The 22,144-nt window shown below is 68.8% G+C and carries 19 protein-coding genes; 4 read left to right on the forward strand and 15 right to left on the reverse strand.

The features are described from left to right. Nucleotides 1-5: 5 nt before the first annotated feature. The gene (locus E6J58_19720) at nucleotides 6-2,510 is read right to left on the reverse strand and encodes a U32 family peptidase (protein TMB33871.1); all 2,505 of its coding nucleotides are present in this window, start codon (nucleotides 2,508-2,510) and stop codon (nucleotides 6-8) included. Nucleotides 2,511-2,701: 191 nt separating this feature from the next. Here E6J58_19720 and E6J58_19725 point away from each other — a divergent pair, with 191 nt between their 5' ends. Continuing rightward, the gene (locus E6J58_19725; GenBank protein TMB33830.1) at nucleotides 2,702-3,019 is read left to right on the forward strand and encodes a hypothetical protein; all 318 of its coding nucleotides are present in this window, start codon (nucleotides 2,702-2,704) and stop codon (nucleotides 3,017-3,019) included. Here E6J58_19725 and E6J58_19730 read toward each other — a convergent pair. The 6 genes from E6J58_19730 to E6J58_19755 form a co-directional block, all read right to left on the reverse strand. Beyond that, the gene (locus E6J58_19730; protein ID TMB33831.1) at nucleotides 3,016-6,657 is read right to left on the reverse strand and encodes a pyridine nucleotide-disulfide oxidoreductase; all 3,642 of its coding nucleotides are present in this window, start codon (nucleotides 6,655-6,657) and stop codon (nucleotides 3,016-3,018) included. The genes E6J58_19725 and E6J58_19730 overlap by 4 nt on opposite strands. 96 nt (nucleotides 6,658-6,753) lie before the next feature. Continuing rightward, the gene (locus E6J58_19735; protein TMB33832.1) at nucleotides 6,754-6,990 is read right to left on the reverse strand and encodes a hypothetical protein; all 237 of its coding nucleotides are present in this window, start codon (nucleotides 6,988-6,990) and stop codon (nucleotides 6,754-6,756) included. A gap of 27 nt (nucleotides 6,991-7,017) precedes the next feature. Beyond that, nucleotides 7,018-7,476 carry a transcriptional repressor gene (locus E6J58_19740; GenBank protein ID TMB33833.1) on the reverse strand — a complete coding sequence of 153 codons (459 nt, stop codon included), beginning with the start codon at nucleotides 7,474-7,476 and terminating at the stop codon, nucleotides 7,018-7,020. Then, complete coding sequence (locus E6J58_19745) at nucleotides 7,473-8,039, reverse strand: DUF3501 family protein (protein ID TMB33834.1); 567 nt, start codon at nucleotides 8,037-8,039, stop codon at nucleotides 7,473-7,475. The genes E6J58_19740 and E6J58_19745 overlap by 4 nt, the downstream gene beginning before the upstream one ends. After that, nucleotides 8,039-9,499, reverse strand: coding sequence for a hypothetical protein (locus E6J58_19750; GenBank protein TMB33835.1), 1,461 nt, complete (start codon nucleotides 9,497-9,499; stop codon nucleotides 8,039-8,041). The genes E6J58_19745 and E6J58_19750 overlap by 1 nt, the downstream gene beginning before the upstream one ends. 18 nt (nucleotides 9,500-9,517) lie before the next feature. Beyond that, on the reverse strand, nucleotides 9,518-9,946 hold the full coding sequence (locus tag E6J58_19755; protein TMB33836.1) for a rubrerythrin: 429 nt from the start codon (nucleotides 9,944-9,946) through the stop codon (nucleotides 9,518-9,520). A gap of 129 nt (nucleotides 9,947-10,075) precedes the next feature. Here E6J58_19755 and E6J58_19760 point away from each other — a divergent pair, with 129 nt between their 5' ends. After that, nucleotides 10,076-11,416 (forward strand): hypothetical protein, encoded by a 1,341-nt coding sequence (locus E6J58_19760; protein TMB33837.1) that lies wholly within the window; start codon nucleotides 10,076-10,078, stop codon nucleotides 11,414-11,416. 187 nt (nucleotides 11,417-11,603) lie between these two features. Here the strand turns inward: E6J58_19760 and E6J58_19765 are convergent, their stop codons facing one another. The 6 genes from E6J58_19765 to E6J58_19790 form a co-directional block, all read right to left on the reverse strand. Next, a complete protein-coding gene (locus E6J58_19765; GenBank protein ID TMB33838.1) occupies nucleotides 11,604-11,903 on the reverse strand; it encodes a hypothetical protein in 300 nt (99 codons plus the stop codon). A gap of 128 nt (nucleotides 11,904-12,031) precedes the next feature. After that, nucleotides 12,032-13,360 (reverse strand): methyltransferase, encoded by a 1,329-nt coding sequence (locus E6J58_19770; GenBank protein ID TMB33839.1) that lies wholly within the window; start codon nucleotides 13,358-13,360, stop codon nucleotides 12,032-12,034. After that, the gene (locus E6J58_19775) at nucleotides 13,234-13,707 is read right to left on the reverse strand and encodes a DUF721 domain-containing protein (GenBank protein ID TMB33840.1); all 474 of its coding nucleotides are present in this window, start codon (nucleotides 13,705-13,707) and stop codon (nucleotides 13,234-13,236) included. The genes E6J58_19770 and E6J58_19775 overlap by 127 nt, the downstream gene beginning before the upstream one ends. Then, on the reverse strand, nucleotides 13,704-14,060 hold the full coding sequence (locus E6J58_19780) for a hypothetical protein (protein TMB33841.1): 357 nt from the start codon (nucleotides 14,058-14,060) through the stop codon (nucleotides 13,704-13,706). The genes E6J58_19775 and E6J58_19780 overlap by 4 nt, the downstream gene beginning before the upstream one ends. Further along, nucleotides 14,002-14,886 (reverse strand): ATP-binding protein, encoded by an 885-nt coding sequence (locus E6J58_19785; protein TMB33842.1) that lies wholly within the window; start codon nucleotides 14,884-14,886, stop codon nucleotides 14,002-14,004. The genes E6J58_19780 and E6J58_19785 overlap by 59 nt, the downstream gene beginning before the upstream one ends. 11 nt (nucleotides 14,887-14,897) lie before the next feature. Next, entirely contained in the window at nucleotides 14,898-15,503 is a 606-nt protein-coding gene (locus E6J58_19790; GenBank protein TMB33843.1) for a hypothetical protein, read from the reverse strand. A 304-nt stretch (nucleotides 15,504-15,807) separates the two neighbouring features. On the opposite strand from E6J58_19790, the gene E6J58_19795 reads away from it, so the two are divergent. Then, nucleotides 15,808-17,145 (forward strand): HAMP domain-containing histidine kinase, encoded by a 1,338-nt coding sequence (locus E6J58_19795; protein TMB33844.1) that lies wholly within the window; start codon nucleotides 15,808-15,810, stop codon nucleotides 17,143-17,145. On the opposite strand, the gene E6J58_19800 is transcribed toward E6J58_19795, so the two are convergent. Continuing rightward, complete coding sequence (locus tag E6J58_19800) at nucleotides 17,123-17,419, reverse strand: hypothetical protein (GenBank protein TMB33845.1); 297 nt, start codon at nucleotides 17,417-17,419, stop codon at nucleotides 17,123-17,125. The genes E6J58_19795 and E6J58_19800 overlap by 23 nt on opposite strands. Before the next feature lie 129 nt (nucleotides 17,420-17,548). Next, nucleotides 17,549-20,812, reverse strand: coding sequence for a vitamin B12-dependent ribonucleotide reductase (locus E6J58_19805; GenBank protein ID TMB33846.1), 3,264 nt, complete (start codon nucleotides 20,810-20,812; stop codon nucleotides 17,549-17,551). A 349-nt stretch (nucleotides 20,813-21,161) separates the two neighbouring features. Between E6J58_19805 and E6J58_19810 the strand changes: the two genes are divergently transcribed. Next, nucleotides 21,162-22,142, forward strand: coding sequence for a translation initiation factor 2 (locus E6J58_19810; GenBank protein TMB33847.1), 981 nt, complete (start codon nucleotides 21,162-21,164; stop codon nucleotides 22,140-22,142). Nucleotides 22,143-22,144: the final 2 nt, after the last annotated feature.

A 22,144-nucleotide genomic window follows, 5' to 3' on the forward strand; every position in this document is an offset into this window, starting at 1 on the left:
TGGCTTCAAACGTGCGGCTGGGTGACGACCACCAGCGTTCCCGCCGAGACGCCATACTTCTCGAGCGCCCCGACCTGCGCGATCACCTGCGGGCCGGTCCGTTTGCCGGCCAGCAGCGCCGCGTAGGCGCGCAGCACCCGCTCGGTCTCCGCCTCGCTCTCGCGGACGAGCTCGACCCGGAACCGGCGCACTCCCGCGGCGAGGAGCTGCGGCAGACATGCAGCGGCGCTTTGCGCCCGCGCGTTGAATACGGTGTTCCGGCATCCTACGTCGACGATCACCGGGTGCTCCATGCCGAGGCCGTCGCGGAGGCGGATCAGGTGCTTCTCACAAGGACGGCCGCAGTCGCGGTAGTCGTGACCGTTGGAGAGCAGGTGCGAGTAGACGCAGTGCTCGTTGTGAAACAGCGGCAGATGCTGATGGATGGTCACTTCCAGGCGCTCCGCCGGAACGCCGGAGGCGAGATCGAGAAGCTGGGCGAGATCGAGATCGTACGCCGGCGTCAGCGTCGACAGTCCCAGCCCGAGCAGGGTCCGCGCGGTCAGCGCGTTGGTGGCGTTCAGGGAGAAGTCACCGTGCACCGTTTCGGTGTGCGGATTGCGGCGGAAGTGCTCGACCGCGCCGAGATGGCGGGCGAGGATGCCGTCCGGGCGCAGCCGTTCGAATCGGCGGTCGTAGCCCTCCTCACCCGGCTTCTGCACGCGTGGGGTGGCGACGATGACCTTGGCGCCCCTGGCGCGCGCCCGTTCTACGGCCACGCCCAGGCCGACCAGCTCCATGAAATCGAGTTGCAGCTCGTCGAAACCGAGGCGCAGCGCGACCTCAACCTGGCCGAGGGTGCGGAGCAAGGGGATCAGCTTCGGGGCACCAGAAGAGCCGTTTGCGGAAAGCGGTGCGACCACGGCGTCCGGATCCAGTCCGGTCCGCACGTGGCGCGCCGGTTGCGGCGGCGGGCTGCCCACGAGAGCTTGCACGACGGCGCGGCGCAACCGCTTCAGCTCCGACGGCGGCATCGCGAGCGCGCCCTCCAGCTCGAGCTCGAGGCGGCGCAGCTCGAACCCGGTCTCGCCGAATGCACAGAGCTTCTCGCGCACGAGCCCCTCGTGGAGGGGGTTGACTCGCGCGAGCTGCAGAGGCATCGCGCTCTCGACGCGGGCGGCGCGGCCGAGATCGTCGCGAGCGGTGACGATCAGCGCGGTCCCTGCCGCTCCGCGTACGCTCAGCGTGAGGCCGACTTTTCTTTCCCGAGCCGCGACGCGCTTCATCTTCCGCGTCACTTCGGCGTCCTTGGCCTTCCAGACGACGTCGCCGGCCTTCACCAGTCGCAGATCGAGAGAACCCTGGTCGGGGCCGCCGAAGAGCATCCGCAGCAGTCCAGGCGCCACCACGTCGCACGCATGCAGTCCGCCGCGAGGCTCGTCGTCCTCCGGCTTTCCCTGGTCGAAAAGGATGCGATCGCCGGCCTTCAGCTCCGGTGCGTCCGGTTCCGCACGCACGACCACGCGACCCGCCCGGGCGTGGACCTCCTCGACGCGCCCGACGAGCACGCCGCGGTGCCCGGGATAGAGGCCGTGCACCAGCGCCTGGTGGTCGGAGCCGCGGAAAAAGCCGTGCGAGAAGCTGCGCGAGAAGCTGTAGCGAAGCTCCTCCTCGTCCCTCTTCTGCAGCGGATATGGGCGGTGCTCGAGGGCGGCATCGAGGGCGCGGCGGTACTTGTCCACCGCGTTCGCGACGTACTCCGGCCCCTTCATCCGGCCTTCGATCTTGAAGCAGCAGACTCCAGCGTCGATCAGCTGGGGAAGTAGATCGTACGCGGCGAGATCCCGAGGCGAGAGCAGGTACTTGAGCTGCTCGTCGCCGCGCGCCGTCTCCACCTTGCCGTCGACGACGAGGTCGTACGGCATCCGGCAGCTCTGGGCGCATTGGCCGCGATTCGCGCTCCGGTGCTGGAGCGCCTCGCTCGTCAGGCACTGGCCGCTCCAGCTCACGCAGAGCGCTCCGTGGACGAAGCATTCGAGCTCGAGGTCGGTGCCCATGGCCATCGTCCGGATCTCATCGATGGACAGCTCGCGCGGAAGGACCACGCGGGTGACGCCGAGCGACTTCGCGATCGCCGCCGCTTCCGCCGACGAGACCGTCATCTGGGTCGAAGCGTGGAGCGGCAGCTCCGGGCAGACCTCGTGCGCGAGACGCGCGATGCCGAGATCCTGGACGAGGATCGCGTCGGCGCCGGCGCGGGCGATGTCCGCGAGGGCCGCCTCCGCCACGGGCAGCTCGCGATCGAACACCAAAGTGTTGAACGTGACGAAGCCCTTCACGCCCCGCGCGCGCAAAAAATCGAAGATGCGCGGGAGGTCCGCGACGGCGAAGTTGTCGGCGCGGGCGCGAGCGTTGAAGCCGCCGCGCAGCCCGAAGTAGACGGCGTCGGCCCCGGCCGCCACCGCCGCTCGCAGGCTCTCTTCGTCGCCGGCGGGTGCGAGCAACTCGGGTCTTGGAGGTGCTTTCGTCATCTGCGCGGGGGCCTTTCTTCTCATCGCGCGAGTGCCATGGAACAACCCAAACATCAAGCCGGCAGGCGGGCTTGCGCGGTGCGGCTTGCCTGCCCGGCTGCTTGCTGGGAAACAGGACGGGGACGGAAACCGGCGCTCTTCTCCAGCAATGGTTATGGTTTTTCAGAGGCGCCAGCCGGCGCGGGTGGAACATGGCGGATGTTGAAAACGAGAACGAAGAGACCCTGACTTGTGGTGTTTGCCGCAAGGTGGGTCAGTTCACCGCGCCCGTGTCCGTGATCCTCGTGTTCGCGCCCGCAATGGCGAAGCCGTATCCGCTGATCCCTGCCGAGGACTACCGCGTCTGCAGCGCCTGCGACGCGATCTTCACGCTGGTGAATCGCGCCGTGGATGCGCATCCGACGACGCGCGCCGCGGGGCCGTGGTCGCGTGCCATCGTCGTCTTCAGCGACGGACATGGCGTGGACGTCAAGGCCAAGCGCCAAGGCCAGCAAGTCGCCCTCGCTTAAACCCTGCGCAGGTTGGTTTGCTCGAGCAGGTAGTCCAGCCAGAGCGCGGAGAGCTTTTCGTGGAGGGAGTTTCCGCGCAGGCGCATGCGGAGGTTGTCCCAGTCCATCAGGTCCATGGGCTGGTCCTGATCGAAGCAGGAGAAGACGAAGGATTCCTTGCCGGTTTGCGGGTCGCGGTGCTTGCACAGGCACTGCGCGCAGATCTCCTTCATCATGCACTGCATCGGCGAGTTGATCGACGCGATCCCCACGTGGTCGGCCGGCAATAGCGTCTTGACCTCGTTGTGCCGGGCCCGTGCTACCGCCGCCATCATCCGGTCCGAGCCGATGGCGATGATCCGGCGGACGTTGGTGAACGGGATCGGCGGGTCGCCCAGGGCGCCGGTGGCGTAGGCCACCATCGCTTCCACCATGTTGCCGGAGAAGGCGCGGTCCTGCGCGCGACGGGCCTTGGGAGGCTTGCTCCCCTTGTCGACGGACCAGACGACGACGTCGGTGGCTTCCTCGATCTCGTCGCGCTTGAACACGTCCTGCGCGTGGCGGTAGCCGGCGAAGTACACCACGCGGCAGCCGTTGGCGCGCAGGGCCTTCGAGATGCTGAACAGGACCGCGTTGCCCAAGCCGCCGCCGCAGAGCACGACGTCCTCGCCCTTCGGGATGGTTGAAGGCGCTCCGGTCGGGCCCATCACCACCACCGGCTCGCCGGGCCTGAGGGCCGCGACCAACCGCGAAGACGATCCCATCTCCAGCACGATCAACGAGAGAAGGCCTCGCGCGCGGTCGACCCAGGCGCCGGTGAGCGCAAGGCCTTCCATCTGCAGCCGGGTCCCGTCCACTACGGGCGCCAGGGTCTCGAAGTCCTGCAGCCGGTAGAACTGGCCCGGCTGGAACCCGCGCGCAGCCGCCGGAGCGCGGACGATCACTTCCACGATGGTCGGCGTCAGGCGCTTGATCTCGTGCACCCGGGCCCGCAGATCGCTGTCGAGGCGCGCGGTCAGCGCGGCCCAGACCGGCTGCGCGCTTCCGTCCGCGCGCTCGAGCTGGTGCGCGAAGAGCCGGGCGATGTGCGGATAGCCGTCCTTCGCCGACGCCATCGCCTTCACCACGCTGCCCGCGTAGGCGGGATGGTTGTCGCCGAAGAAGCTGACGTAGCGTCCGCCGCTCGAATGGCTGGTGAAGAACCCGATCGCGCCGGTCAGGTCGTCGGTCACTTCGGCGGGAACGAGCTTTCCATTCTCGATCCGGAACGAGCTGAAGGCCGAGTGCTCCGGGTCCACCTCGAATCGGCCTGGCGCCTCCTTCTCCACGGTGGTGTTCGGGCCCGTGCCCGCCGCGACGCAGACCGTCCGCGCAGGAAGCGTCACCTCCGCGCCGGAGCGCAGCGTGAACTTGACCGCCTCGACCGCGCCGTGGGAGTCGGGTACGGCCTCGACCGGCGAGAGTCCCTCGGCGAAGGCGATGCCTTCCTCGAGGGCCTTGATCACCTCCTCGTGGTTCAGCCGGTACGCGGGAGAATCGTTCAGCGTCTTGCGGTACGCGATGGTGACGCCGCCCCACGCCTTCACCAGCCTCGCAAAGTCGGGCTCGTCGTTCGCCGCGGCGGCGCGCTCGCGCTCGCGCCGGACCTCGCGGCCGTGCTCCAGCGCTTCGGCGTAGATGTGCCGCTCTTCCGGATCGAGCACGGAGAAGACCATCTCCTCGCCGGCCGACTCGCAGAGCTTCTCGTGCCGATCGAGGAGCTTCTCCACCTGGATGGGGTAGTACGCCGCGAGCTCGGTGGCCGCGTCGATCGCCGTCAAGCCTCCGCCGATGACCACGGCCGGCAGCCTTACTTGAAGACTCGCCAGCGACCCCTTCTTGAACGCGCCCGTCAGCTGCAGCGCCATGAGGAAGTCGCTCGCCTTGCGCACCCCGCGGATCAGGTTGTTCTTCAGCCCGATGACCGTGGGCTTGCCGGCGCCGGCAGCGAGGGCGATGTGGTGGAACCCGTACCGATCGAACGCGTCCTCCAGCGTGACGGTGCCGCCGAACCGCGTCCCGCCGTAGAGGCGGAAGTGCGTCCGTCGCGCCAGGTTCAGGTGCAGGATGTCGAGGAACGTCTTGTCCCAGCGCACGGTGATGCCGTACTCGGAGACGCCGCCGAATCCGGACGTCACCCGCTCGTCGAGCGCCGTACCGAACGCGTCGTCGATCCGCTCGATGGGACCGGCGATCAGGTGCTCCGCGATCGGCTCGATCTTGAGCCCGTCGATGCCGACGACGCCGAACCCCTCGTTCAGGAGATGGTGCGCGAGCGTGTAGCCGGCGGGGCCCATGCCGACCACCAGCACGTTCACGCCGGAGTAGGGCCGCGGGTGCTGCCGCTCGAACCGCAGCGGGTTCCACCGGGTGAGCAGGCTCCAGATCTCGAATCCCCAGCGGATGCGCAGGACGTCGCTCAGGACGCGCGTCTCGATCTGCGGAATGTTCACCGGATCCTGCTTCTGGTACACGCAGGCCTTCATGCAGTCGTTGCAGATGCGGTGCCCCGTCCCTGGCGCCATCGGATTGTCGATGCAGACCAGCGCCAGCGCGGAGAGGAAATCGCCCTCCCGGGCCGCGGTGTGCATTTCGGAGATGCGCTCCTCGAGCGGGCACCCGGTCAGCGGCGTTCCCAGCGGGTTCTTGCGGTAGCGGGGTGAATCCTTCTCCGCGAAACCCTTCGCGCAGGAGTCCTTCTCGCGCTCGTGACAGTAGATGCAGTAGTCGATCTCGCTGCGGACCTCGCGGGCGGACATGCGCGGGTCGGTGAGGCGGAACCCATCCCGCCGGCGCTGGTGCTCCTCATGGCCGGCGAGGATCTCGGGCCGGTCGGCGCGCGGCCGCCGCAGCGGGACCAGCTGCTGGAAGTCGAGCGGGCGAGGAAGTCGGAGGAACACCCAATCCGGCCGCTCCTCTTGCAGCGAGAGCGCGTAGAGCCAGCGGTCGAACAAGTCGAGCAGCTTGCGCGCGAGTCCGACGTCCTCGCCCGCGTATTTCGCGCCGGGCAGCCCCGCGTCGGCGAGGCCGCGGTGCAGTGCGCCGCAGAGGTCATGCCAGGCGAGGAGCTGCGGCGACCCAGGCTGCGCGCTCTCCACCTCGAGCAGCGTCTCGATGACGATCGCGACCAGGAGCTCCGCGTCGTTCCTGGCGAACGACGCGCGCGGATCGCGGCAGGCCGCGGCGGCGAGCAGCGGGCGGACTTCCGCATCGAGAGCGGAGAAATCGGAGGCTCGAGGCCGGTCCTTGGGCCCTTTCCTGAACACCCGCCGCTGGACGAAGTCGCGCTTGACCCGGAAGAGCGGTGCTTCGCGGCCGGCGGCCTCGCGCAGCCTCTTCAGATCCCTTTCTACGCCGAAGAGCCGTCCGAGAAACCGCGACACCTGCGCGCCGGTCTCGAGGAGCAGGGCACTCTCCTCGGGCCCGCGCAGCGGCACGCTTCCCTCGCGATGCGCCCGGTAGCGTGCGAACAGGGCGGAGTCCGCTTCCTGCAGGAAGTCGTCGAACGCGCGTGTCAGGTCGGCCAGGCGTCTGGTGTCGTGCAGGTCGGCAGAACGGAACCCCGGGATCCCGAGCTGCAGGTCCGGGGTCTCAGGATTTGCGAACAGGGCTCTTTCCATCGGGCGAAGCGATCTTGCCAGAACCCGTCGCTCGGTCGCATCGGGAAAGTGGCCACACTCCGCCGCCGCGTACCCGATGTGCTCTGGCCGCTTACATCAGCGCTTCTGCGGCTGGCACCGCGTGGCCGCTGCGATGTCCGTGACCGCGACCCGCTCGTGGGTCCGAAACACGGCGTAGTCCTCGTGGTTCTCCGTCACCACGTCGGTGACCACGTCGATGAACCTTTCGCCGTCGCGCAGCGCGACTGCCACCGGCCGATGCACGAGGACCGCTTCTTCCAGGACGTCGATGAAGCTGCAGCGCCCGACGGAGTCCTGGCAGATGACGGCCACGCTTCGAAGATAAGCGATCCGACCCGTTCACGCCCGCGGGCGGCGTCCCTGGCAGTCGGGGCAGAGGCCCTCCGCCTGCACGCGGACGGCGCGGACGTCGAACCCTTGCGCGTCGCGCACCCGGAGGCGGTCCAGCTCGCTGTCGTGGAGGTCGCGCACCTTCTTGCAGGAGGTGCAGACCAGGTGGTGGTGCGGATGTCCTGCCCCGCTGCCAGGCAGCGCGGATTCGTACCGGGCTTGCTCGTGCAACGGATTCACGTCGACGACGGCGCCGATGGCCTTGAGCGCCTCCAGGTTCTTGTAGACCGTGGCGAGCGAGAGCGTGGGAATCCGCCGTTGCACGGCCTTGTGCAGCTGCTCGGCGCTCGGGTGCTCCCGCGAGGAGGCGAGCGCCTCGAAGATCGCAAGCCGCTGGTGCGTCACGGAGAGCCCGTGCGTCCGGCAGTACTGGGCGAACGTCTCGACGTCGTTCCGCTGCTTCTTCACGTCAGATCCTGGGCCAGCGAACGCCGCACCGCATCGGGCAGCGTGGCGCGATGGCCATACGAGGGATGGTCAATCACCAGAGCGGCCGGTCCGCGCAAGAGCGCGGGGGCGTCGGGCACCTTGAAGCGCACGTACTGCACCGACGAGACGCGCCCTGGCTCCTCGCGATTCGGCTCCAGCTCACCCTTCACGCGGGTGTCGCCGACCTCCAGCCAGACGTGGTCGCGCAGCCCGAAGAGCCGGGCAAGCCGCTCCTTCACGTCGGCGTCGCTGCCGGTCAGCTCGATCATCAGCGTCGCCGACAACTCGCCGGCGCCGGGCAGCATGCTGTTGAACCCCTCCACCTCCTCGGCCACCTGGGCGGCGTCGGTGATGCGCTCGATCCGGAGGATCTCCTGCACCTGGAACTTCACGGTGATCCGATTCTCGAAGACGAACGTCATCTCCGGACCGACCTGGACGCGCCGATCCTTCTTGGCGGCGATCACCTCCTTGCGGAAGCGGTCGCGTACGCCTTCGTAGACGGGAAGGGGCCAGAGATCCTTCGGATTCAGCGGTTGCATCAGGTGGGTTTCGCTCCGGGCAGGTCGCCCTGTTTCGGGTTGTCGGTCCGCGGCGAGCGCAGCGGCTCGCCGGCATAGGCGGCGCTCAGGATCCGCACCGGGTGGTACGAAGGCCGCCCCGTCTTCTGCTTCAACTGCAGTCCCGCCAGAGGGCAGTCGCTGGAGACGACTTCCGGCTCGGCGTTCTCCACCCGCTGCGCGGCGCCCTCGGCCACCTTCAGGCTGTCGGCAAAGAACTCGCTCTTCATCCCCCATGTCCCGTCCATGCCGCAGCAGCGGTCGACGAGCGTCACGTCGCCTCCGGCCCACTTGAGCAGGTCCCGGCCGCGGTAGCCGAAGTTCTGCACGCGGTTGTGGCAGGCGACGTGAAAGGCGACCTTTCCGACCGCGCCCGGCGGCGGCTTCGGCAGCTTCTTCGCGCGCGCCTGCTGCAGGACGAAATCGCTCAGATCCATCACTGCGGCCGCCACCTCGCGCCCCTCGGCCGTGGGCACCAACTCGGGATACTCGGTGCGCAGCATCAGGGTGCAGGACGGACCCGGCGTTACGATCTTGCGGCCGGCGCGGACGGAGGGAAGCAGCGATTCCACGTTCCGGCGGGCGAGCGTGCGCGCTCCTTCCAGATCGCCGCCATCGATCTTCGGCATTCCGCAGCAGACCTGTTCGGGGCACTCGACGTCGCAACCTGCCCTCTCCAGGACGTCGACGGCCGCCTTGGCGATGGCCGGATCGTTGTAGTTCACGTAGCAGGTCGCGAAGAGGGCCACCGGCGTCTCGCCGGAAGCGACGGGCGCGCGGCGCGCCCACCAGGTGGCGAACGTCTCCTCGGCGTAGGTGGGGAGCTGACGCTCCCTGGCGATGCCGATGGTCTTGTCCATCAGCATCCGGTTGAAGGCATTGTGCGCGGCGGCGTTCGCGAGCGGCGCGATCTTCGTCATCACGCTTCCGACCAGGTCGGTCGCGCCGAGGAAACGCTCGCGGAGCGCGATGCCCTCGTCCTTTGCCCAGAGCATCTTCGCCCGCAGCATCAGTTTGGGAAAATCGACGGCGAACTCGTGCGGCGGCACATACGGGCACTTCGGGAAACAGAGCTTGCACTCGTAGCAGAGCTCCACCACCCGCCGGTGGTCCTTGTCCCCGAGAAGGTTCACCGGGTTCTCGGTGGACACCGTCACGTGCTTGAGGAGCTCCGCGGCCTCGTGCTCCTCGATGATCTTGCCACCCTCGATGTGCTTGCCTTCCGCCTCCTCGCGATGCGGATCGAGCTCGTCGACGCGCCGGAAGAGGACGTCGAACGAGGGGCAGAGGTTGAAGCACAACCGGCAGCCGTTGCAGATCTCGAACACGCGATGGAGCTCGGACTCCATGTGCGTGCCGTCCCAGAACTGTGGGTTGTCGTACGCCATCCCGTGGGGGTCGGCGGCGGGCCAGTCCTGCTGGCCGGCGATCGGCAGCCTCATCCGGTGCCCCTCGAGGACTTATCCCTCGGCCTTGACCTGCTGCAGGCCCTTGGCGAAGCGCCCGGCGTGAGCCTTCTCGGCCTTGGCGAGCGTCTCGAACCACTCGGCGATCTCGGCGAAGCCTTCCTCCCGCGCCTGCTTGGCGAATCCCGGGTACATCTGCGTGTACTCGTACGTCTCACCCGCCACGGCAGCCTTCAGGTTCTTCTCGGTGTCGCCGATAGGCTCTCCGGTCGCCGGATCGCCGACCTCCTGCAGGTACTCGAGATGGCCGTGGGCGTGGCCGGTCTCGCCTTCGGCGGTGTCCCGGAAGAGACCGGCGAGGTCCGGACGGCCTTCGACGTCGGCCTGCTTGGCGAAGTAGATATAGCGGCGGTTCGCCTGGCTCTCGCCGGCGAAAGCGGCCTTGAGGTTCTCGTGCGTCTTGCTGTTCCTCAAATTGGGCATGCGTGGATCCCTCTGTGCAGGAGAAGTTGTGGAGTTGGAGAATCATTCTCCAAAAAGGATTCGCACCGTCAAGGCAAAATCGTTCTTGAAGGTGGACCGTAGCGTCCGCCTGGTTACACACTGATCGCGATGGCGGACGAGAGCGCGAACCGACGCCTCAAGATCGAAGCCCATGACGCGAGCCGCGTCGAGTGGTCGATGTACATTCCGCTGCCCCGGGATCGGGAGATCAGCGAGGCCGAGGTTTCCTTCCGGCTCGAGTTTCCCGAGAACGTCTACGTCCCGCACGACGGATGGGAACAGCTGCAGATCCTCGCCCGCCTCTCCAGCCCCGACGAGGAATCCGCAGCTCCCGAGCCCCTCACCGTCGACGGCCTGCGCCGCTCGGCGCTGGGCGTCGCCCGCCGCCTCAAGCTCTTGCGCGAGAGCATCCCCCGCGCGGCTGTGGCGCACTCGCTCAATCCGATACCCGTCGCGCCGTCGCTCGCCGGGGAGCTGGAGCACATCCTCGACCAGGCCGTCGGCACCCTCGGGCATGCGCGCGCCATCTTCGGTCCGCGGGCTGACGACCCGCCCGAGCTCGGCCGCGAGCGGGCTCTCGCCGACGAGTTCCTCTCCGGCCAGCTCCTGGAGCTGCTCACCGTCGCCGAGGAAACCTGCGCCCGCATGCTCGCGCCGGCCGGCCTGCCCGGCTATCGGGCGGTGGCGCAGAAGCTGCGTGGGCGGGTGGCGGACACCCTCTCCGCCGAGCTCCACGAGCGGGAGCGGAGGGGCGAGATGCTCCCCGACGGCGAGGACGTGGAGGCGCTCGCGCTCTTCCTCGACCGCGCGGCCCAGCTCAAGAAGCATTTCCAGGAAGTGCTCTTCCTCGAGCCCGAGACGAAGATGATCGACGAAGCGGTGCGCAATTGGGTGGGACTCTCGGGCGCCGCGACTGCCTTCATCATCTACTTCGGGCTGCAGGCGCTCCAGACCAGCGCCGCCGCGGGCCTCGGGCTCTGGACGCTGATGACCGTGGGCGCGGTCGCCTACGCTCTCAAGGACCGGGCCAAGGAGCTGACGCGGCAGTGGCTGGCCGGGAAGCTCTCCCATCTCTACGCCAACCGCGTCCTGGCGCTGCGGGAACCGCAGAAGTTCGACCGCAGCCGCAACGTCGTGCTGCGGGCGCGCGAATCGCTGGCGCAGGCGCGCGTCGCCCGCCCCGACCCGCTCAACCCGGGCGGCGGCGCGGTGCAACGGCTGGTGACGCTCGACTACAGGCAGCGGGCGCGGGTGACGCGCCTCAAGGGTCCTTCGGCGCCGGCGTTCGAGCGGCTCAAGATCGTCTTCCGCTACGATCTCGCGCCCATCCTCACTCGCCTCGATGACTCGGTGAAGCGGGTGCCGGTCCCCGCCGGCGAGGGCGTCAGGTTCGCGGACGCCCCCAGGNNNNTTCAACTCCCGCGGGGGTGGAGAAGCGCGAAGCGCTGATCGTGCTCAACCGCCGCGGGATCGCGCGCATCGTTCCCGAGGGGACCGCCCAGCCGGTGCCGCCCGCCGAGCTCGAGCTCCCGGAGCTCGACGACAACGGAGTGGAGCTGCTGCCGCAGGCCTGAACGCAGAGGGCGCCGGTCCGTCGTGGACCCGCGCCCTCGCATGAACGTCCTGTGCGCACGAGCTATGACAGGTTGTCGTTCACCAGTTTCGTCATCTCGAACATCGAAACGGTCCTCTTTCCCCCGAACACCTCGCGGAGCTGCTCGTCCGCGTTGATGTTCCGCTTCTCCTTCTTGTCCTGCAGGTTGTTCCTCTTCACGTACTGCCAGAGCTTCTTCACCACTTCGGTGCGCGGCAGCGGTTTGTCCCCCACGATTTTCGCGAGCGCCGCGCTGGGCTGCATGGCCTTCATGAAGGCGGCGTTGGGCTTGCGTGCGGTCTTCTTGGCGGACTTCTTCGAGGCGGCTTTCTTGGCGGCCATCCGGTGTTTCCTCCCATGGGGGAGCGGTCTCCCCTCGAAAAACCAGCGCACTCTGACAGAACCGGATCGGCTCCGTCCAGCGATTTCTCCCTCTGGAAGGAACGAATCTTCCCCTTGGCGCGGCCGCGTCAGCGAGCCCTCGGCCGCGAGATCCGCAGCAGGGAGGCGCCCTCGCGGCGCAACAGGAGCGTCAGCGCGGCGTTTTTCGGGGCCGCCCGCGGAAGCCACTCCCGCTCCTGCTTCTCGCTGGCGAGGATCAAAGCTTCGCCGCCCGGCGCGAGGAGACGGGCGCCGTCCCCCAGCTCGCGCGCAGCGACGGAAGGACCCGCCGAGGCGGACAGCTCACCCACTACCAGAGGGAAGCTCTCCGGCAGAAGGCCGTCTGCGGGGAGCAGCGTCTCGCGGACGGCAACGTCGAGGCGCAGGCGGCGGGCGTTTCGCCGCAGGAATGCGGTGTCGAGCAGATCGCGGTCCTGGGCGAGCACCTCGCAGGACGTGTAGCGAGACTTAAGGTGAAGTGGGAGAGCTCCATACCCGGCGCGGAACGCCAGCGCTCGGGCCGGCGCGGTGCGCGGCAGCGACTCCGCGAGAAGGGAGAGAAGACGGAAGTGAACGGGATCTTCCGAAGCGTCGTACGGCCGGGAGAGCCGCAGCCCCGCGAATTCCGTCTCGTCCCGCGCGTAGACCTCTTCGTCGGCAAGGTCGATGGCCGCCGGGGCGGCAGGCAGCGCAAAGACGTCGTGCCTCGCGCCCCTTCCCACGTGGACGAGCCCGGTGAGCCCAAGCGCGAGCACGACCGCGGACAGATCGCGGATGATCACGGCGCGAACTTCGGCGCCGAGCGCGCGGCCTCCCTCGAGCAGGTAGCGGATCGCGCGCGGGCCGATGCGCGCCGGGACGTTGCACAGCACCCAATCGAATCGTTCGCGGGCGAGCTCGCGGTAGCCGAGCCCGGGCCGCACTTCGACGTTCTGGAGGCCGAGCTCGCTCGCGTTGTGCGCGGCGGCCGCCACCGCGAGCAGGTCCCGGTCGACCAGGACGCATCGGGTCGACGGCCAGCGGGCCGCGACCGGAAGGCCGAGCGCGCCATATCCGCAGCCGAGATCGAGCAAAGACGCCGGCGGATCGGCAGGCAGATGCCGCAAGAGCAGCAGGGTGCCTTCGTCGACGGCCTGCGAGGCGAAGACGTCCCATGGAACGTCCAGCGCAAGCCGCGGAAAGCCGGGCGCCGCCGCAACCACCCTCCCCCGCGCGTAGGGGCCGAGCGCCTTGCGCGCGAGAGCGCTCGGCGCGGGCAGCACCGCAGGGCCGCCGGCGCGCCGCCTCTTCTTCACGGACGCCTTCGATGTGCTGCCTCCGCCGCTCTCAGCAGCGCCTCGCGCAGGTCGGGTTCGAGACGCGACGGCCCCAGGACGCGCGAGGGCTCCGCGGCAGCTCGTACGAGCGGCGCGGCACAGACTCCGGCGCGCCGGCGTGCCTGGTCGAGGGCGCCCTCATGGGCGAGCCCGAACTGGAGCGCGCGCACGGTGTTCTTGCCGAGCTTCCGGTTCAGTCTTTCGAGGAGCATCACCCGCGCCGCGTCGAGCTGGTCGCGCCAGCGGTGGTCCTGCACGAGAACGTGCAACGTGCCGCCGCAGAGGACGGTGGGCTGCGCCCGCGCCGCGATCTGTCTTCCGACGGCGCTCTCCCAGAGCTCCGGGCCCACCCCGCGGGGCAGCCGCCTCGCCATGCCCGCCTCCCGCAGCGCCCGGTGCAGGATGCCGGAGAGCTGTTCAGACCTTCCGCAGGGCGCGAACTGCGTCACCTGCGTCTCCGCAGAAGAGCCAGCCGCATGGCGGCGACGATCTCCTCGATCACGTAGGGGCGCTCGACCACCGGAACGGCGGCCGGCTCGGACGCCTCGCCGCGACGGCGCGAGAGGATCAGCGCCAGTCTCCGCGACGCCGACCGCTCGCGCATCTCGGCCAGGGCTTCGTCCTCCAGCGAAGGCCAGTTGCGATCCTCGAGCAGCACCACGTCGGCGCGATCGAGCGCGCGGAGCGCCTGCGAAGGAGCGTGCGCAATGCCGACCCACGCCGGCAACAGCCGCTTCAGTCGCTCAGCTTCGTGCAGGTCGCGTCCGACGAGCAAGAGTCTCCGCTGCGCTGCGTGCGTCATGCTGGTCCTTCCGCTGGTCCGGTCCATCGACATCGATGAAATCGCACACTTCGTGGAGCCGGCTGAAAATCCGCGGTCCCACGCGTTGCTCGAGATTTTCGGCGCTCTGTCCGTCCGCCTTGAACTGCCAGTCGAGAGTGCCCGGGCGCGGATAGTTCGTCGCGAGCAACGTGGGGCGCCTGGCGTTGTAGCGAACGCTGAGGACCTCGTCGAGGACGCCCTGCTCGAACTCGCGGTTCTTGCCGCCCTTGCCGATCTCGTCGATGGCCAGTACGTCCACGGCACGCAGCGGCTCGAGCCACTCGCGCGAGGAGAGACCGCGCGAGAAGCCGTCGCGGATGTCGGAAAGGAGCAGGAAGAATTCTTCGTAGCGACCGCGAACGGACTTCTTCGCCGCCAGCTCGCGCAGAATCGCCGCGAGGAGATGCGTCTTTCCGCTTCCTGGAGGCCCGCAGAAAAGGAGCGCGCGTTGGCCCGCGGCCGCCGGGACGAATTCGTCCACGAAACGACGTGCACGAGCGAGCGCGATCTTCTGATCCGGGCTGATTCCCGCATAACCAGCCAGTGTCCGATTGAGGAACTTGGGCGGCAGCCGGAGCCCGGTGAGCAGCGCGAGCCGCCGGGGATCGGCGCCGCAGGCGCAGCCGCGCAGCACGTCGTACCCGCGGTCGTCGCGCGCATAGAGGCGGCCCTGGCCATGGCAGGACGGGCATCCGGCCGTACACGAGCAGGCCGCGGCCACCGCCTTGTCCTCGCGCTGCTGGAAGCTGAAGCCTTCTCCGCCACAGAGGGCGCAGACCGGCTTTGCCGCTGCGGGTTCCGCCATCGATGCTGCTCCTAGAGGAGGAACGCGCGCGGCGGCACGCCGAGGCGCTCACTGGATGCAGACAGAAGCATGAGCTGCAGGCTGCGCTGATAGCGGCGCCGGGTCATCGCCGGCGGACGCGGAGCGATGCGCGAGCGGAGCGCGGATCCGGCCTGCAGCGCCGCCGCGCGGGGCAGCTCGCGCAGCGCCGCCTTCAGCGCGGCCACCGCGGCGGTCCAGTAGCCGTCTCCGCCTTCCTGCGCGAGGAGATGCTCGGCGCGCTCCGCAAGGGAGTGCCACGCGGCGCGCGCGGCGAGGCCGGGCGCCTGCGCCGCGGCGCGCAGCTGGCCGCTGAGACCCTCGGTCGCCGGAGCCGGGGGCTTGCGGCGCGCCGAGATCCGCTGCAGCGCCGGAGCGATCACCTGGAGCGAGAGCGCCGTATCCACTGCGCCGCGCACGGTGGAGCGCGTCCGCAGCCGCGCGGCCTTGCGGACCTCCCCCAGCACCGCGGCGAGAGGAACTTCGGCGGCGTACCAGCCGAGGGCGAGCTGCGCATCGGCAGGCGACAGGAGCAGGCCGCGCCCCCGGACCCTTGCGAGCTCTTCCGCGATGGCCTCGACGTATTGTCTGGCAGTCAAGCCGTTTACCCCTCTCGGTCGCCGTGCCAGGTTGCAGGAGGGGTCCGACACCGCCGCAGCAAAAGCGGTCATCCCCTCGCTGCGCTGGCGTGCTAGCACTGCCGCTAACCACGCGTCAAGACTCAGGAAACGTGCCGGAAGGAGCACAGCTTTTCCACAGCGTGCGGGGACCGTTCGGGCGCGTAACGCAAGCTGCTTTTGGCGCCGTCCACAGCCGGTGATCAAGTCCGCCCCCGGGCCTGTGGAAGGGGGAGGGGGAAAGCTTGGCCAAACGCCCCTGCCTGGTTGAGAATCGACCTCCCGGATGCTTACCGACGACGCCAGCCGCGGTCGCCTCCTCACCGAGTCGAGCACGCGCGCGTTCTCCGGCCTTCGCACCCGCGCGATGGAAACGCTCGCCCGCATCCGCGCCATCGCGCTCGCGGCGTTCGGTCTCGTCGCCGTCACCTTCTCCATCGCCGGCGATCCGGAATCGCGCGCCGAGCTCTGGCCGCTGCTCGGGTACGCGTTGAGCGGATACCTGCTCTTGCGCTGGCGACGGGGCGGCGGCTGGCGCGAGCACTTGACGATGGCCTCGCCGATGTTCGACGTGGCCTTCATGTTCCTGCTGCTCTGGACCATCGGCCCGCGAGCGGACAGCCAGATCTTCAATGCCGGTTGGACCGTCGGCGTGTTTGCGCTGCTGGTCGCCTTGTCCGCGCTCTCGCTGCGGTCGCCGCTGATCTCCGCCACCGCGGCGCTGGCGTTCGGATTGCTCGCCGCGCTCCAGGTCCGCGCAGGAGTCGCCTGGGCGAGCATCGCCATGAGCGGAGTCGTGCTCGCGCTCGTCGCCATGGTTTCCGCCGCCGTCGTGCGCGAGCTGGACCGCCTGGTCGCGCGGCTCGTCGTCAACGAGGTCAGCCACGAAGAGCTGCGGCGCGCGCAGGGCGAAGCGGAGACGCTCACCCATCTTCTCGTGCACGACATGAAGGGGCCGCTCACCGGCCTCATCGGTCTGGCCGAGGTGGTGGCGAGCGAGATCAAGGGACCGCTGCAAGCCGACGTGAAGATGATCGAGCAGCAGGGACGCCGGCTGCAGGCGATGGTGGGCGACCTGCTCGCCATCGCCAAGCTCGAGCGCGGCGTGCTCACTTCCGCGCCGGAGACCGTCGACCTCTCGGCGCTGCTCATCTCGCTGGCCAACGCGTACGCCGCCAGCGCGCGCAACGCCGGCGCGCAGATCAGCGCCCGGGTGGAGCCGGGACTGTGCGCGATGCTTCACCGTGAAATGGTCCACCGCTTCTTCGACAACCTGGTGCTGAACGCTCTCGACTTCGTGCGCCCGGGCGGACGCATCGAGGTGGCCGCCTCGCAGGATGGGCCCGAGTTGACGCTGGCGGTGCGCAACACCGGCGAACCGGTGCCACCGGAAGCGCGAGGCAGGTTGTTCCAGAAAGGCGTCGTCCAGCGTGGGTCGCGGCAGAAGCACAACCTCGGGCTGGGCCTCTACCTCTGCCGCCTGGTCGCGGTGGCGCACGACGGCTCGATTGCGCTGCGCGACGAGCCGGGATGGGCGACATCGTTCGTCGCGCGCCTGCCGGTCGAGGCGCGGCGGGCGGCGCTCGATCTGAGGGCGCCGATCAGCCGCGTTGGGAACGCCTGAACAGCGGGATCACCTTGGCGAGGGCGCCTTCCTCGTCAGGGGCGGCGCTCGGCATCCGGTCGCCCACGTCGTCGTGCAGGGAGAGGTATCCCTCGCGCTGGCAAAGCGTAGCGATGGCCTCGACGAGCTCGCGGCGAACGTCGCGCGGCAGCGCCTCGAGGTAGCCGAGCATCTCGATTCCCTCTGGCGAGATGCCGTACTCCGGCTTCCAGCCCCTTCCGTCCATCCTCGCCCCCGTGTAGGGAAAGGTCGGCACGGGCAAAAGAGGGCGCATCCCTGCCGAGGTACTGGCGAGGGAGCAGGCGGCTGCCAGTAAAAGAGCGGCGGACCCTTGAGGATCCGCCGCCCGGCGCTCGTCAGCGTAAGGGGGGTTACGCGTTTGCGAGCAGCCCAATCGATTTGATTACGAGCAACCCATGGAGTTGCCGCAATTCAGGCATTTGTAACAGGTGCCGTTGCGCACGGTGATATGTCCGCAGGTGTCGCAGAACGGCGCATCGCCGGAGAGCTTGCCGAGCAGCTCGTCCTGGGCCCGCGCCGCCGCGCGCGCTGGATCTGGCGGGTCCGACTTCTGCGCCGCCTTCGCCGCCCTGGCCGGGCTCGCGGCAGCCGGCGGCATCGGGTCCGCCGTCTGCGCGCTCTTCGGCGTCTCCGCGGCTTCCTCCGGCGTGACGTGCGCCAGGTCGTCGCGCTTCAGGTACTCGACGCCGAGCGCGCGGAACACGTAGTCGATCACCGAGGTGGCGAACTTGACCCGGTCGTGGCCCTGCACCGGACCCTGCGGCTCGAAGCGGGTGAACACGAACTGCTCCACCAGCACGTCCAGCGGCACCCCGTACTGCAGGGCGATGGAGACGAGCATCGCGAAGCAGTTCATCACGCTGCGCAGCGCCGCCCCCTCCTTGTGCATGTCGATGAAGATCTCGCCCAGCTCTCCACTCTCGTACTCGCCGGTCCGCAGGAACACCTTGTTCCCACCGACCTTGGCCTCCTGCGTGATCCCGTGCCGCTTGGGGGGCAGCCGGCGCCGCACGCTGGCCGCGAGCTGCACTGGCGCGGGCGCGGTCTTCGCCTGGAAGGCGGCTTCCGCCATGCGCTCGGTCTGCTCCACCGTCAGGTCGGGGATCAGCTTGCGCAGGGCCTGCGCCATCTCCTTTGCGTCCTTCGGCAAAGGGAGCTTCGCGGCGACGTCTCCGGCGCTGAGCGGCTGCGACAGCTTCGAGCCGTCGCGGTAGAGCGCGATGGCTTTGAGTCCGAGGCGCCAGGACTCCCAGTGGATGCGCTCGACCTCCTCGACCGTCCCGTCGTGCGGGAGGTTGATGGTCTTGCTGATGGCGCCGGAGAGGAACGGCTGCACCGCGGCCATCATCCGGACGTGGCCCATCGGCTCGATGTAGCGGGTTCCCAATGGCCCGCACCGGTTCGCGCAGTCGAAGACGGGATGATCTTCCGCCTTCAGGAAGGGGGCGCCTTCGACGGTCTGCCGGCCGCAGACGATCAGCGTGGCCTTGTCGATCTGCTCGTCGGTGTAGCCGAGCTTTGCGAGCAGCTGTTTGCCCTTGCTGCCGGCGTCGAGGCCGAGGCGCTGCAGCGCCGCCGCCCCGAGAACGTGCGAGGCGAACGCCGCGCGCAGGTCGAATACGGACTCGAGCGACTTCTCCACCCTGGCGACCTCCGCCGGCAGAAGGCCGCGCGCCTCCAACTCTGCGGGCGCGAACTCCGGTACGCTCTTGAGCGTCGCCGTGCCGCGGACGTAGTCGACGATGGCCTGCACCTGCGCCGGAGCGTAGCCGAGCTTCTTCAGCGCTCGCGGCACGGACTGGTTCACGATCTTGAAGCTGCCGCCGCCCGCCAGCTTCTTGAACTTGATCAGCGCGAAGTCGGGCTCGACGCCGGTGGTGTCGCAATCCATCAAGAGCCCGATGGTGCCCGTCGGCGCGAGCACCGTCGCCTGCGCGTTGCGATAGCCGTGCTGCTCGCCGAGCTGCACGGCGCGGTTCCAGGCGTCGTGCGCCGCATCCATCAACTCGCGCGGCGCGAGGGCGTGATCGATGTTCGCCACCGAATCGCGATGCAGGCGCATCACCTCCAGCATGCTCTCGCGATTCAGCGCGTATCCCTGGAACGGCCCTTTCGCGGCCGCCATCTCCGCGGACAGGGCATACGCTTCGCCGGTCATGATGGCGGTGATCGATGCGGCCACTGCGCGGCCTGCGTCGGAGTCGTAAGGCAGGCCCTCGACCATCAGCAGCGTCCCCAGGTTTGCGTACCCGAGCCCGAGCGGCCGGAACTGGTGGCTGCGCTCCGCGATCCGCTTGGTGGGATAGCTGGCGAGATCGACCGCGATCTCCTGCGCAAGGAAGAAGATGCGGCAGGCGTGCCTGTATGCCTCGACGTCGAACCTCCCCGTCTTCTCGTCGAGGAACTTGAGCAGGTTGAGGCTGGCGAGGTTGCAGGCGGTGTCGTCGAGGAAGACGAACTCGCTGCATGGGTTGGAGGCGTAGATCCGGTCGGTGGCCTTGCAGGTGTGCCATTTGTTGATCGTGTCGTCGAACTGCAGCCCCGGATCGGCGCACTTCCATGCCGCCTCGGCCATCTCCCGCCAGAGCTCTCGCGCGGAGAGGCGCTCGACCACCTCTTGCGTGGTGCGGGTGGTCGTCTCCCAGACCGCGTCCTTGCTCACGGCCTCGACGAACCGATCGCTGACGCGGACGGAGTTGTTCGCGTTCTGGCCCGAGACGGTGCGGTAGGCGTCGCCGTTGAAGTCCGCGGAGTAGCCTGCAGCGATCAGCGCCGCGACCTTCTTCTCCTCGCGCGCCTTCCACTGGATGAACTCGCGGATCTCGGGGTGGTCGACGTTCAGCACCACCATCTTCGCCGCGCGTCGGGTGATTCCGCCCGACTTGGTGGCGCCGGCGGCCTTGTCGAGCACCTCGAGGAAGCTCATCAGGCCCGAGCTGGTGCCCCCGCCGGAGAGCCGCTCCATCTTGCCGCGCAGCTTCGAGAAGTTCGTCCCGCTGCCGGAGCCGTACTTGAAGACCCGCGCCTCGTCGTGAACCAGGCTGAAGATGGAGTCGAGATCGTCTTTGCAGCTCTGGATGAAGCAGGCGGAGACCTGGGGCCGCGTGTACGCGTCCTCGGTCATGTACGCCCGCCCGCTGGCGAGATCCACGGCGTAGTTTCCGCCGCTGCCCTTGATCCGGTACTCGTGCCAGAGCCCGCAGTTGAACCACACCGGGCTGTTGAAGGCGCCGATCTGGTGCACCAGCATGTAGGTGAGCTCGGCCTCGAACGCCTCGGCGTCGGCGGCGGAGGCGAAATAGCCGCCCATCTCCTCGCCGGCGGTGCGCAGCGTATGCGCGACCCTGCGCACGAGCTGGCGCACCGATTCCTCGGCGCCGCTGCCCGTCGGAACTCCGGCCTTGCGGAAATACTTGGAGACCGCGACGTCGGTGGCGAGCTGCGACCAGCCGGCCGGAACTTCCGCGTCGTCCATCTTGAAGACGACTTCGCCGTCGGCGCCCGAGATCTTCGCCGGGCGCCGCGTCCACTCGACCGCGTCGAGCACCTCCATTGCGGTCATCGCATCCTTCGTGACGCGACGCGTCACGGCCAGTCCCTTGGCCTTGCGGGAGGGTCTCGGACCCTCCGAGCGGGGAGCGGTCATGGACGCACCTGCAGGCAGGGCGGACAAGGCTGCGGGATCATTCTTGCCGGGCTTCGCCATCGATGTTTTCCCCTCCAGTTCCACAGTCGCGGTCGCGATGCGGAAGTGTGGGCAGAGTGCGGCAAACGGGACTCGCTTGTCAATCGCGGACCACTACGTATTGTGGTGACGCGATGCACAATGCGCAATGCTTAGTAGGTTTCCCACAGCTTGTGGATCGCTTTCACACAGGCCCAAGAGACCGGATGCCGGATCGTTTCACGCGCTTCGCACAGCGCCGCGCCGTCCTTCCCTTGTGTCCAAGTTGTGGTAGGAAGGCGCCCCCTTTCGCAAAGCACCGGGTGTTCACATGAAGACTCTGACCGAGTTCAGCGGGACCCTGATCCGCATGGCCGCGAAGGCGGAAGCGGAAGCCCGCAAGAGCCTGCCAAAGGAGCTGACCCGCGTCGCGCCGGCGCCCGCGGTCTCCGAGGGCGTGACCGCAAAGCCGAACGAGAACGCCTCCGCCGTGCTGACCGATCCCGGTGCAGACAGCACGACCGGCGCGGCCGCGCTCGGTCTCGCGGAACAGGCTGCCGGTCAGAGCGACGCCGTGATCGGCACCGCCGACGAGCCGCACATCGAAAAGCCCGGCGAGGCGGGCACGACCGAGGACCTGATGCAGCCCGGTGCGGCCGCCGAGGAAGCGCGCGAAGAGGCCGCCGCCGACCAAGACCTTTCCGGGCAAGGGGAACCGGATTTGAAGAACACGCCCGGAGGCGCGAAGCCTTCCGAGGTCGAGGCCGACGAGGAAGGCCAGCCCAAGGCGGAGCTCGAGGCGGAGACCAGCGCCGTCAAGGAGCTTCTCGACAAGGCGGTCGGCGAGGCGACGGGCACCACCGGCGAGCGGCTGGATCGGCTGCGCGAGGCGGTGAAAGCCACCGGCCGACAGGCGGAGCGCGTCCGACTGGTGCGCGTCTTCGGCGCCGACGAGCAGGTCCAGGGCGCGAAGAGGATCGGCGACCACCAGTACGTCGTCGACTTGATGCCGCAGTCGATGAAGCAGAGCTTCGAGCGCGACGAGCGCGGCGGCCGCCGCGGACCCCGCAGGCCCTCCGGCGGCGGCAAGAAGGGCGCGGAGGGATCGCTCGAGGGCAGCTTCTCGATGGAATCGGTGATGCAGGACCGCCGCAACGAGCGCGGCCCCGGCGGTACCGGCCGCGGCCGAGGACCGGGCGGACGCGGCGGCCCCGGGGGTGGACGCGGCGGCCGATCCGGCGGCGGCGGCGGACGGCCCGGCGGCGGGCGTGGGCCCGGGGGCCCCAAGCCGGGCGGCGTCACCAAGCACTGAGC

The sequence above is a fragment of the Deltaproteobacteria bacterium genome, from assembly GCA_005879535.1.
GTDB lineage: Bacteria > Myxococcota > Myxococcia > Myxococcales > 40CM-4-68-19 > 40CM-4-68-19.